The organism is Pseudomonas sp. YeP6b (genome assembly GCF_025642995.1).
Classification (GTDB): Bacteria; Pseudomonadota; Gammaproteobacteria; order Pseudomonadales; family Pseudomonadaceae; genus Aquipseudomonas.
This window is the reverse complement of the sequence record NZ_CP080090.1, coordinates 2139088-2151306: the sequence shown is the minus strand read 5'-3', so window position 1 is coordinate 2151306 and position 12219 is coordinate 2139088. Positions and strand designations below refer to the sequence as shown.

The window sequence follows — 12219 nt, the reverse complement described above, 5'->3', positions numbered from 1 at the left end:
TGTGAAGTTGCGAGCGGTTCTCTTCGATATGGACGGTACCTTGCTGGACACCGCGCCGGACTTCATCGCGATCTGCCAGGCGATGCGCGCCGATCGCGGCCTGGCGCCGATCAACGACCAGCACATCCGCGATGAAATCTCCGGTGGTGCGCGGGCGATGGTTGCCGTGACCTTCTCGATGGACCCGGAATCCCCAGGCTTTGAAGAACTGCGCCTGGAATTCCTGGAGCGCTACCTCAAGGGCTGCGCGGTCCACAGCAAACTGTTCGACGGCATGGCCGAGCTGCTGGAAGACATCGAAAAATCCAAGCTGGTGTGGGGCGTGGTCACCAACAAGCCGCTGCGCTTTGCCGAGCCGATCATGCAGCAGCTGGGCCTGGCCGAGCGTTCGGCGCTGTTGATCTGCCCGGACCACGTGAAGAACAGCAAGCCGGACCCTGAGCCGTTGATCCTGGCGTGCAAGATGCTCGACCTGGACCCGGCCAGCGTGCTGTTCGTGGGCGATGACCTGCGCGACATCGAATCCGGCCGCGACGCCGGCACCCGCACCGCAGCAGTCACGTTCGGCTACATCCACCCGGACGACAACCCACGCAACTGGGGCGCCGATGTGGTGGTGGATCACCCGCTGGAACTGCGCAAGGTGCTGGATAACGCACTGTGCAGTTGCTGAGTGTTCGCAGATCTCACCAACACTGAGATCAATGTGGGAGCTGGCTTGCCTGCGATGGCTGAGTACCTGTCGCCACAGGTGCTGGCTGGCAGACCGCTATCGCAGGCAAGCCAGCTCCCACCTGAAATGGATTCCACTTCAAGAGCTGTATCAGCTTGAATTCTGTCGAGGCTATTTATGTTTGATTACTGCGCACGTCCAGAACTGCTCAAAGGCCGCGTGATCCTGGTGACCGGTGCCGGTCGCGGGATTGGCGCGGCGGCGGCGAAAACCTATGCCGCCCATGGCGCCACCGTGCTGTTGCTGGGTAAGACCGAAGCCAACCTGGCCCAGGTGTACGACGAGATCGAAGCGGCCGGCCAGCCGCAACCGGTGGTGATTCCGTTCAACCTGGAGACCGCCCTGCCCCATCAATACGATGAGCTGGCCGCGATGATCGAAAAAGAATTCGGCCGCCTCGACGGCCTGCTGCACAACGCCTCGATCATCGGCCCACGCACGCCGATCGAGCAGTTGTCCGGTGAGAATTTCATGCGGGTGATGCACGTCAACGTCAACGCGATGTTCATGCTGACCAGCACCTTGCTGCCGCTGCTCAAGCTGTCCCAGGATGCGTCGGTGGTGTTCACCTCCAGCAGCGTCGGGCGCAAAGGCCGGGCGTACTGGGGCGCTTATGGCGTGTCGAAATTCGCCACTGAAGGCTTGATGCAAACCCTGGCCGATGAGCTTGAGGATGTGGCGGCCGTGCGCTCCAACAGCATCAACCCGGGCGGTACACGCACCAGCATGCGTGCCCAGGCCTACCCAGGCGAGAACCCGATGGAAAGGCCTGCGCCGGAAGAGATCATGCCGGTGTACCTGTACCTGATGGGGCCGGACAGTACCGGCATTAATGGGCAGGCGTTTGATGCGCAGTAATAACTGAAACAACACCACCCAAAATGTGGAACTGGGTTTATGTGGGAACTGGCGTGCCTGCGATGCAGGCACCTCGGTGCATCAGGCATAGCCAGTTGATGCCATCGCAGGCAAGCCAGCTCCCACAGTTAGACTTCGGTGGTTTCAGGCTTTACAGCCTTTCTAGGCGCATCCACCAGCACCGGAATCTCCTTCCCGTCAGCATCAAACAACTTACCGCCGCTGAAGTAATCCCCCTCGCGCAACGCCGCCACGTCGTGGAAGCACAAACTGCGCTCAGTCCCCGCCACGAACACCGACTGCTGGTCCGAGTTACCGGCGGTGAAGTGGTTGAAGCCCAGGTTCAGCAGGATCGCCATGATCGCCGACGAACTGATGCCCGAATGAAAAATGGTCGCAAACCAAGTGGGGAAGTGGTCGTAGAAATTCGGCGCGGCGATGGGGATCATGCCGAAACCGATGCTCGTTGCAACAATGATCAGGTTCATGTTGTTGCGGTAATCCACCTTCGACAGCGTGCGAATACCACTGGCCGCCACGGTGCCGAACAGCACAATCCCGGCGCCGCCGAGTACCGACGTTGGTACGGCCGCAATCACCCGACCCATAAAGGGCAACAGGCCGAGCACCACCAGGAACATCCCGCCGGTGGCCACCACAAAGCGACTCTTCACGCCGGTCACCGCCACCAAACCGACGTTCTGGGCGAACGCGCTTTGGGTGAATGAACCGAAAATCGGCGCGAACATGCTCGACAGCATGTCGGCGCGCAGGCCGTTACCCAGGCGTTTGGAGTCGACTTTGGTGTCGATAATCTCGCCCACTGCCAGGATGTCCGCCGAGGTTTCCACCAAGGTCACCATCACCACGATGCACATGGAAATGATCGCGGCCACATGGAAGGTCGGCATGCCGAAATGGAAAGGCGTGGGAAAGCCAAACATCGGCCCTTGGGCGACGCCGGAGAAATCCGCCATGCCGAGGAACACCGCGATCACGGTGCCAATCACCATCGCCAGCAGGATCGACAACCGCGAAATAGTGGCGCTGCCGATCTTGCTCAGCAGCAGCACCAGTACCAAGGTCAGCGCCGCCAGGCCGATGTTCGGCATGCTGCCGAAATCCGCTGCGCGGCTATTGCCGCCCATGGCCCAGCGCGCCGCCACGGGCATTAAGGTCAGGCCAATGGTGGTGATCACAATACCGGTGACCAGCGGCGGGAAAAACTTGGTAATCCGAGAGAACACCGGCGTGATCAACAGGCCGATCAACGACGCGGCCATCACCGCCCCAAGAATCGCCGGCACCCCGCCGGCGCCATCACTGCCGACAATCGCCACCATGGTTGCCACACCGGCAAACGACACGCCCTGCACCAACGGCAATTGGCAGCCAAAAAACGGCAGGCCCAGGGTTTGCAGCAGCGTGGCCAGGCCACCGGCAAACAGCGACGCGGCGATCAACAGGCCGATATCCGCCGGCGACAACCCGGCCGCCTGGCCGACGATCAACGGCACGGCAACGATGCCGCCGTACATGGTGAGCACATGCTGCAGGCCGTAAGCCATGTTGGCGGCGACGCCAAGATTCTCATCTTCTGGCCGCTGCGGTGACGCCTTCGGGATAGTCATGGTGAGGGGTTCTCTGTTTTTGTTGTGCGAGCACTGTATGCAATGTTTGGACTGGATGTCCATAGAGTTGTATACAATCAATCGAACAAGATACCCTCCGTCGGCGTTACAAAAATAATCCGGCCGTCATGAGCCAGAACGCCAAAGGACCTAGAACAATGAAAAAGGCATTACAGGGCGCAACCGTTGCACTCACCCTCCTCGGCGGCGGGGAGGCTGTCGCAGTGGAATGGATGAACAACAGCGTGGGATTTCGCTACGGCCAGCACTTCACCAACCCGAACAACCCCGACGACTTCAGCAAGCGCATCTACAGCTTTACCCACGCCAGCGGCTACCAATACGGCAGCAACTATCTGAACCTCGATGTGTTTCTGTCCGACAGCCGCGACCCGCGCAAGGGCACCGACCATGGCGGCAGTGAGGTTTACGCGGTGTACCGGCACCAGCTGTACGCGTCACGGGTATTCGATGTGCCGCTCGGCACCGGGCTGATCAAGGATTACGCCCTGACCCTGGGCTTTGACGCCAACCGCAACAACAACCTCGCCTCAGCCAAAAAGCGCGCACTGGTGATCGGCCCGACATTGAAGTTCAACACCGTCGGCGTGCTGGATTTGAGCCTGATGTACTACAAGGAAAGGAACCACACCGGCATCCCCGGCGCGCAAGAGTCGAACCACACGTTTGACGACACCTACATGCTCAACCTGACGTGGATGCGCCCGTTCGACATCGCCAACCACGCGGCGAAATTCCAGGGGTTTGTCAATTATGTCGGGGAAAAAGGCGAGGACTACCATGGCCGTGACACCGCGCCGGAAACGCTGATGCGCAGCGCGCTGATGGTGGCGGTGCGGCCGGGTAAAAGCGTGAGGCCGAACCTGTATCTGGGGGTGGGTTACGAGTATTGGCATAACAAATTCGGCGTGGACGGTGGCCGGGGTACCCGGACGTCAACGCCTACGCTGAATATGGAAGTGACCTTCTAAAAGTCGCCACTCAATCAGCTGAAGAACTGGGTCAACTGTGGGAGCTGGCTTGCCTGCGATGCAGGCACCTCGGTTTATCAGCCACACCGCGGCGATGCGATCGCAGGCAAGCCAGCTCCCACATCAGATCAGGCGTTTGCGAGCTCCGGATTGTCCGTCTTCGGCCGCGCCAACCAGTAACCCAGCACCGCCAACGGCGCCGTCGCCAGCATCACGATCACGGTAATCAGCAGCGGCTGATCAATCATCGACGACACCAGCAGGCTGCTGAGAAAGCACAGCCCCAGTTGCAAGGTGTTTTGCAGTGCCGCCGCCTTGCCGGAATTTTCCGCAAAGGGCATCAGCGCATTCGCCACCACAATGGGGTAGCTCGCACCGTTAACCAGTGCCATCAGGCAGAACGGGATCAGCAAAGTGGTCAAGGTCGGCACCGTCAACGTGGCGACCAGGTACAACGCCACCATGCTGATGCAATAAGCCACCAGCAACCAAGGCAACAGGGTTTTGCCCTGGTAATGCTGCAAGGCGCTACGGCAGCTGTAGCCACCGACCAAAAAGGCCAAGGTCGGCAGCACATAGCTCAAGCCAATGTCATTCGGGCTGTAGCCCATATCGCCGAGGATGAAGGGCGAAGCCGTCAGCCAGGCGAAGAAACTGGCCGAACAGGCGGCGAAGATCATCACGTTGCCGGTGAACACGCGGGAGGTCAGCAACTGCCCATAACCGAGGCGCGAAGGCTCGCCCTCCTCTGCCCGACGTTTCGGCATCTTGCGCAGGAACAACGTCGGCAGCAGCAACAGCAGCGACACGCCCAGCAACACCGCGAAGATCGCCTGCCAGCCGAAGTGATTCAACACCATGGCGCCCAGCAACGGCGCCAGGGCCGGTGACAGCGACATCAGCGGCATGATGCTGGCGAACACGCGGTGCGCCTTGTCGGCCGGGTAGCGGTCGATCACCAGCGCCTGCCAACTCACCGCTGCGGAACACACACCAATCGCCTGGATAAAACGCAACGCCAACAATTGCGGCGCCGTTTCGACCCAGAACATGCCCGCGCACCCCAGCACAAACAGGCTCAGGCCCGTCAGCAGGATCGGCTTGCGCCCCAGGCGGTCGGACAACGGCCCCCACAACAGCTGCCCCACCGCAAACCCGGCGAGGAAAATACTCAAGCTGGCGCCCACGGCACCTGGGCTTATGTGTAATTGCTCGCCCATGGCGCCGAACGCCGGCAAGTACATGTCCATGGCGAGATAACCGAGCATGCTCAGCCCCGCCAGATACCAAGTGAAACCAAAAGAATTTTTCATTGAAGCCTTGCTGAACCTGCCATCAAACTATTTGCTGACTGGCGCCCATTATGAAGCTGACAGCTTGTGTGTGAAGCGATAATAATTGGATACTCTTATCAATTTTTTTGAAGGCAGCCGCCATGTGGTCCGAATACTCGCTGGATGTCGTCGATGCCGTGGCACGCCATGGCAGCTTCAGCGCCGCCGCTCAGGAGCTGCACCGCGTGCCTTCCGCCATCAGCTACACGGTGCGCCAGCTTGAGGAATGGCTGGCGGTGCCGCTGTTTGTGCGCCGCCATCGCGACGTGGAGCTAACCCCCGCCGGGCGCCTGTTTATCGACGAAGCCCGTGGCGTGATGAAAAAAATGCTCGGCACCCGGCGTTTGTGCCAGCAGGTGGCGAATGGCTGGAGCGGCCAATTGAAGGTGGCCGTGGACTCCATCGTCAAGCCCCAGCGTTGCCGGCAACTGGTGCTGGACTTCTACCGGCGCTTTCCCGAGGTGGAATTGCTGCTGGAATACGAGGTGTACAACGGCGTGTGGGACGCCCTCGCCGACGACCGTACCGATATCGTCATCGGCGCCACCAGTGCGGTGCCGGTGGCCAGCCACTTCACGTTTCGCGACATGGGCCTGCTGAACTGGCTGTGTGTGGTCAGCGCCCAGCATCCATTGGCGGCGATGGACGGCTTGCTCAGTGACGATCAACTGCGCCCGTTCGCGTCGCTGTGCATGACCGACACTTCACGCAACCTGCCCAAGCGCGACACCTGGACCCTGGATAACCAACGCCGGCTGGTGGTGCCCAACTGGTCCTCGGCGATTGATTGCTTGCGCGATGGCCTGTGCGTCGGCATGGCGCCGGCGCATCAAGTGTTGCCGTGGATCGAACGCGGCGAGCTGGTGGCGCTGCAATTGAGCCGACCGTTCCCAGCCAGCCCGTCGTGCGTGGCGTGGGCGCAGAGCAAGCTGTCGCCGGCAATGAGTTGGTTGCTGGAGTACCTGGGCGACACCGAAACCATGAATCAAGAATGGCTGAATGGCCCAGATCTCTGAAAGTCACGCCGTTCAAATGTGGGCTTGTGTGGGAGCTGGCTTGCCTGCGATGCAGGCGCCGCGGTCTTAATGTCAGACCGAGGTGATGCTATCGCAGGCAAGCCAGCGCCCACATTTTGATCGGGCTTCAATCCAATAAGCGGGTGATGGCCCTTACGATCATCTCCACTTCTTTTGCCTCCAGCGTCAGCGGCGGCAGCAATCGGATGATCTTGCCCCGCGTCACGTTAATCAGCAGCCCATGCTCGTGCGCCGCACGCTGTGCCAAGTCGCGATACGGGCGGGCCAGTTCGATACCAATCATCAAGCCCTGCCCGCGAATCGCCAGCACCTGCGGGTGTTCACTCAACTCCACCCGCAACCGCGCCAGCAGCCGTTCGCCCTGGTGCGCGGCGTTCTGCAGCAAGCCCTGCTCTTCAATAATATCCAGCACCGTGCAACCCACACGGCAGGCCAACGGGTTGCCGCCGAACGTGCTGCCGTGGCTGCCCGGCGTGAACAACTGGGCGACGGCAGCGCGAGCCAGGCAGGCGCCGATGGGCACGCCGTTGCCGAGGCCTTTGGCCAGGGTCATCACGTCCGGGGTGATGCCTTCATGCTGAAACGCAAACCAGGCGCCAGTGCGGCCGATGCCGGTCTGGATTTCATCCAGCATCATCAGCCAGCCGTGGCGCGTGCAGTGATCGCGCAGGGCTTTGAGGTAGCCGGGCGGCGCGGGTAACACGCCACTTTCGCCCTGGATCGGTTCCAGCAGCACGGCCGCAATGCGCGTACCGAATTGTTCAGTGATGACGTCCAGCGCCGCCAGGTCGCCAAACCCGACCTTGAGAAAATCCCCCGGCAAACGCTGGAAGCCCAGGCGCACCGAGGGGCCATCGCTGGCCGCCATGGTGCCGAGGGTGCGCCCGTGAAAAGCGTTTTCCATCACCACCACCAACGGTTCTTCAATACCTTTTTTCCAGCCATGCAGCCGTGCCAGTTTCAGCGCCGTCTCGTTGGCTTCGGCGCCGGAGTTGTTGAAGAAGGCGCGGTCCAGGCCCGACAACTGCGTAAGGCGCTGGGCCAGGCGCTGCTGCCAATCAATGCTGTAGAGGTTGGACGTGTGCAGCAGCAGGCCCGCCTGCTCACTGATCGCCGCCACCAGCCTTGGGTGGGAGTGCCCGACATTGGTCACCGCCACACCCGCTACCGCGTCGAGGTATTCACGGCCCTGCTGGTCCCAGAGGCGCGTGCCCAAGCCACGGGTGAAGCTCAGGGCCAAAGGTTGATACGTGGTCATCAGGCAGGCGGCGGTCATGGTGGCAGGCTCCAGTGCATCGTTGGGATGGGTGCAGTATCGTTAGCCACCTGAGCTGGATAAACTGCGCATTCCTGCAATGACTTTAAACCAGGGCTTGATAATGGATTTGTTCCAGGCAATGTCGGTGTACGTGCAAGTGGTGGAGACCGGCAGCATGACGGCTGCCGCGCAGGAATGCGGGATGTCGACCACCATGGTCGGCAATCACCTGCGCGCGCTGGAGCAACGCCTGGGCGTCAGCCTGCTCAAGCGCACCACGCGCAAGCAGAGCCTCACCGAGTTTGGAGAGCAGTACTACCAGCGTTGCCTGGAAGTGCTGGGGCTGGTGGCCGACTCCGAGTTACTGGCGGAGCAGATCCACAGCGGAACCCCCAAAGGCAGCCTGCGTATCACCGCACCGCCGGTGTTTGGCACCGAACGCCTCGCACCGGCCCTGAGCGAATTTTCCCAGCGCTACCCACTGATCGACCTGCACGTGATGCTGAGCAATGAGCGGATGAACTTGGTCGACAGCGGCTTCGACGTGGCGATCCGCCTCGGCGAACTGGAAACCTCCAGCCTGATCGCCAGGCCCATGCAGGCCTACACCCTGACCCTCTGCGCATCACCTGCGTACCTGGCGCGACGTGGCACGCCTTCGAAACCCGATGACCTGCGGCAGCACGACTGCCTGGCGTTCGCCTACCCTGCGACCGACAACTGGCGCGACACCGACAAGCTCTGGCGCATGACCGGGGAGGAAGGCGAGGTGGAGGTTCCGGTGGCCGGCTCATTGACCATCAACAGCTCGCAAGGCTTGCGCCAGGCAGCCGTCAACGGCATGGGCATCATCATGCTGGCCGATGCCCTGGTGCAACCGGACCTGGAGAGCGGCAAGCTGGTGACCTTGCTGACCACCTATCAACTGTCCAGCCGCCCCATGCACTTGCTCTACCGCCAAGACCGTTATCGCCTGCCCAAGCTGCGCGCCTTTGTGGATTTCGCCATGGAGAAGTGGGCGCGCTAGAAGCCCACACCCAACTCGCGCAGGCGCGCCGCTGTACGTTCGGCCGACACATGGTGAATCCCCTGCCAACCGAGGGCGACCGCCGCCTCGATATTGCCGGCGACATCATCGATAAACACCACTTCACTGGCCTGGATATCCGGCAGATGGGCACGCACCTGGCTTAGGCTCGCGTGATAGATCGCCGCATCCGGCTTGATCAGCTTCAGCTCGCCCGACACCACGATGTCGCGAAAACGCTGCAGGAACGGATAGTTGGCCAGCGCATAGGGGAAGGTTTCAGCGGACCAGTTGGTGAGCCCGAACAGCGGCATATCGGCCGCATGCAACGCTTCGAGGATCGCCACGCCTTCCGGCAATGAGCCGCGCAGCATCTCGTGCCAGCGATCGTAATAGGCCTGGATCAAGGGTTGATGTTGCGGGTATTGCTCAATCAGGTGGCGCGTGCCTTCGGCCAGGCGGCGGCCGGCGTCCTGCTCGGTGTTCCAGGCCTGGGTGCAAATGGTGTCGAGAAAGTGTTGCCGCTCAAGATCGTCGGCAATCAGCTTGCGGTACAGGTGGTGCGGGTTCCAGTCGAACAGGACACCGCCGAAATCAAAAACTACTGCACGAATCGTCATCAGATCCTCCGTTAGCGTGGCTTGATAGCCGGTGGAGTCTGGCAGATTGTGAGGGCGGGTGGGAGGGTTCCCAAAAGGAAGGCGTGACGCAAACAAATGTGGGAGCTGGCTTGCCTGCGATAGCAACACTGCGGTGTGACTGACACACCGTGGTGTTGCTATCGCAGGCAAGCCAGCTCCCACATAAACAGCTCTTACATTTTTAGAGCGTGTTTCAGGCGTGGATCAGACCATTAATCTTAACGGTCGGGTTCACATCCGCTTCGTAATCAACACCGTCGATTTCAAAACCGAACAACCGCAGGAACTCAGCCTTGTAACCGGCAAAATCGCTGATCTCGTTAACGTTGTCGTCAGTCACCTGGTTCCACAGCGCCGCCACGGCGTCCTGGACTTTCGGCTCCAGCTCAGCCAGGTCGGCACGCAGGCGGCCGTCGGCATCAAGCTTGGGCTCTTTGCCGTACAGGCTGTCCTTGAACAGGCCGTAGACCTGCTCGATGCAACCTTCGTGAGTGCCCTGCTCTTTCATCACTTTGAACAGCAGCGACAAGTACAGCGGCATGATCGGGATGGCCGAGCTGGCCTGGGTGACCACGGCCTTGAGCACCGACACACGGGCGTCGCCCTTGAGTGCGGCGAGGTTGTCGCGCAGGGTCAGGACTTTTTTGTCCAGGTCTTTCTTGGCTTCGCCGATGGAGCCGTTCCAGTAGATGTCCTGGGTCAGCTTTTCACCGAGGTAGGTGAACGCGGTGGTCTTGGCGCCTTCGGCCAGTACGTCGGCGTCACGCAGGGCATCGATCCACAGCTGCCAGTCTTCGCCGCCCATGACTTTCACGGTGCCGTCGATTTCTTCCTGGGTGGCAGGCTCAAGCGTGGTGTCGACCACAACGCCTTTGTCGGTGTTGATACCGCGCAGGGTCACGGCCTTGCCGATCGGCTTGAGGGTGGAGGTGTGCACCACGCCTTGCGGGTCGGTACGGCGTGGCGCGGCCAGGCTGTAAACGACCAGGTCGATCTTGCCCAGGTCTTTCTTGATGGTTTCGATGGTCAGGCGCTTGATCTCGTCGGAGAACGCGTCGCCGTTGATGCTCTTGGCGTACAGGCCTTTTTCAACCGCAAACTTCTCGAACGCCGCGCTGTTGTACCAGCCGGCGGAGCTCAGTTTGCCTTCTTCGCCCTCTTTCTCAAAAAACACACCCAGGGTGTCGGCGCCGCAGCCAAACGCTGCACTGATGCGCGCGGCCAGGCCGTAACCGGTGGAGGCGCCGAGGACCAGCACCTTCTTCGGGCCGCCTTCGATAACGCCATTCTTGGTTACGTAGTCGATCTGTTCCTTGACGTTCGCTTCACAGCCAACAGGGTGAGCGGTCACACAGATAAAGCCACGAACCCGCGGTTTGATGATCATAAAATTTCTGCCTCTTCCAAGGTGCCGAAGGCCAATGGTGGCCGTTCAACTTAATCGTACCGGTCTATGACGCCCGAAAAACCGAAGCGTCACGATAGTCGTAAATCTTCTGTTTACAAAATCCAATCGGCGCAGCGCTTTCTGGCGCATGCCTGCTACCGTTCACACACCTACCGAGCTTCCTGCGCAGAATTCTGAGCCCGACCCTAAATATGAAGATTTGTTCAACTTATTCACAATTTAGTAATATTTAAAACGCCTATTCGTCGCTGAACGCCTTATCATGGCAGGGTTGTATCGACATGTTTCAACCCCCCACCACTCGCAGCCACGGATCCGGACCTGTCGAATGGCGTCCAGCTGGAGCTGAGTTTCATGAGCAAGTCTGCCTTACGCAAAAAAGCAGTGTCGGTCGCCTGGGTCATTGGCGTCCTGCTGATTATTTGCCTCTTTCCCCTGACCACCGCGGTATTCCTCGGCCTGGTGCTGGTGTGCGGTGTCTACGATTTCCTGCGTAACGGCCTCTATGACGCCAACACCATCAAGAAGTACTTCATCGGCAGTGGCCGCAACACCTGGATATTGGCACCGTTCAACACCCTGTTTGACCTGTTGAGCCTGCGCAACCGCCATGTCTACACCATGCGCGACCTGCCACCCGCCTGGCGTGAAGACCTGCAGCAGGTCATCGACGATGCCATGGCCAACAAAGATGAAATCATCAGTTACCTGGACGAGCGCATGGCCGAGAAGAAGCGCGGCATGTTGTTCTTCCAGTGGTACGGCCGCCCAATCGAAACCACCTTGGACATCCCGCAACTGCGCAAGAAACTGCCGTTTGTGAAGACCATCGGCGTCTCGGTGTTCAACGAAAACCGCTCGACCTCCTTCCACTTCGGCCCGCTGCGCATGATGTTCCGTGTGCTCTACAACATGGCGCCGGCGCCTCACCACGACGGTGTCTTTATCCAGGTGGGCAAGCACAAGCACTACTGGCACGACGACCCGCTGTTTATCTTCGATGACACGCTGATGCACGCGTCCTTCAACAAAAACGACGCAAAACGTTACTGCCTGTTCATTGATATTGTGCGGCCAACCTTGTTGCCCTCCGTGCTCAACGCCGTGATCGCGGGTTTTGCCGGGCTGGTGTTTACCCTGCGTCGGGTTTTCTACAAAAACTGGAAGCTGATTCAGTAAGTTCTGCGGCATGATGGTGCTGGACGGTGTTTGCGCCCTGCCTGAGAGGCGGCCAAACTACAGTCTCGTGCGACCGAATTCGGCGCTCACCATTTTCAAGCCATCGCCGCCCTGTGCGGGT

General features: G+C 60.2%; 11 protein-coding genes. 6 read left to right on the top strand and 5 right to left on the bottom strand.

The annotated features are described in order from the left end of the window. The first annotated feature begins 1 nt into the window (after position 1). Together mupP and KZH41_RS09680 are read left to right on the top strand one after the other, a co-directional pair. Complete coding sequence (mupP, locus tag KZH41_RS09685; protein WP_094952921.1) at positions 2-673, top strand: N-acetylmuramic acid 6-phosphate phosphatase MupP; 672 nt, start codon at positions 2-4, stop codon at positions 671-673. Between the two features lie 177 nt (positions 674-850). Continuing rightward, entirely contained in the window at positions 851-1591 is a 741-nt protein-coding gene (locus KZH41_RS09680) for a YciK family oxidoreductase (RefSeq protein WP_094952920.1), read from the top strand. A 128-nt stretch (positions 1592-1719) separates the two neighbouring features. Here the strand turns inward: KZH41_RS09680 and KZH41_RS09675 are convergent, their stop codons facing one another. After that, the gene (locus KZH41_RS09675; protein ID WP_094952934.1) at positions 1720-3222 is read right to left on the bottom strand and encodes a nucleobase:cation symporter-2 family protein; all 1503 of its coding nucleotides are present in this window, start codon (positions 3220-3222) and stop codon (positions 1720-1722) included. A gap of 158 nt (positions 3223-3380) precedes the next feature. Between KZH41_RS09675 and KZH41_RS09670 the strand changes: the two genes are divergently transcribed. Then, the gene (locus tag KZH41_RS09670; RefSeq protein WP_094952919.1) at positions 3381-4214 is read left to right on the top strand and encodes a nucleoside-binding protein; all 834 of its coding nucleotides are present in this window, start codon (positions 3381-3383) and stop codon (positions 4212-4214) included. A gap of 128 nt (positions 4215-4342) precedes the next feature. Here KZH41_RS09670 and punC read toward each other — a convergent pair whose 3' ends face one another. Then, a complete protein-coding gene (punC, locus tag KZH41_RS09665) occupies positions 4343-5527 on the bottom strand; it encodes a purine nucleoside transporter PunC (protein ID WP_094952857.1) in 1185 nt (394 codons plus the stop codon). Between the two features lie 122 nt (positions 5528-5649). On the opposite strand from punC, the gene punR reads away from it, so the two are divergent. Continuing rightward, positions 5650-6564 (top strand): DNA-binding transcriptional activator PunR, encoded by a 915-nt coding sequence (punR, locus tag KZH41_RS09660; RefSeq protein ID WP_242155059.1) that lies wholly within the window; start codon positions 5650-5652, stop codon positions 6562-6564. 127 nt (positions 6565-6691) lie between these two features. Here the strand turns inward: punR and KZH41_RS09655 are convergent, their stop codons facing one another. Next, positions 6692-7861, bottom strand: coding sequence for an aspartate aminotransferase family protein (locus KZH41_RS09655; protein WP_094952859.1), 1170 nt, complete (start codon positions 7859-7861; stop codon positions 6692-6694). A 103-nt stretch (positions 7862-7964) separates the two neighbouring features. On the opposite strand from KZH41_RS09655, the gene KZH41_RS09650 reads away from it, so the two are divergent. Next, complete coding sequence (locus KZH41_RS09650; RefSeq protein ID WP_094952860.1) at positions 7965-8870, top strand: LysR family transcriptional regulator; 906 nt, start codon at positions 7965-7967, stop codon at positions 8868-8870. Here the strand turns inward: KZH41_RS09650 and KZH41_RS09645 are convergent. Both KZH41_RS09645 and fabV read right to left on the bottom strand, forming a co-directional pair. Next, positions 8867-9490 carry an HAD family hydrolase gene (locus KZH41_RS09645; RefSeq protein WP_094952861.1) on the bottom strand — a complete coding sequence of 208 codons (624 nt, stop codon included), beginning with the start codon at positions 9488-9490 and terminating at the stop codon, positions 8867-8869. The two genes, KZH41_RS09650 and KZH41_RS09645, sit on opposite strands and share 4 nt — an antisense overlap. Before the next feature lie 214 nt (positions 9491-9704). After that, on the bottom strand, positions 9705-10898 hold the full coding sequence (fabV, locus tag KZH41_RS09640; protein ID WP_094952862.1) for an enoyl-ACP reductase FabV: 1194 nt from the start codon (positions 10896-10898) through the stop codon (positions 9705-9707). 375 nt (positions 10899-11273) lie between these two features. On the opposite strand from fabV, the gene KZH41_RS09635 reads away from it, so the two are divergent. After that, the gene (locus KZH41_RS09635; protein ID WP_094952863.1) at positions 11274-12098 is read left to right on the top strand and encodes an aspartyl/asparaginyl beta-hydroxylase domain-containing protein; all 825 of its coding nucleotides are present in this window, start codon (positions 11274-11276) and stop codon (positions 12096-12098) included. Positions 12099-12219: the final 121 nt, after the last annotated feature.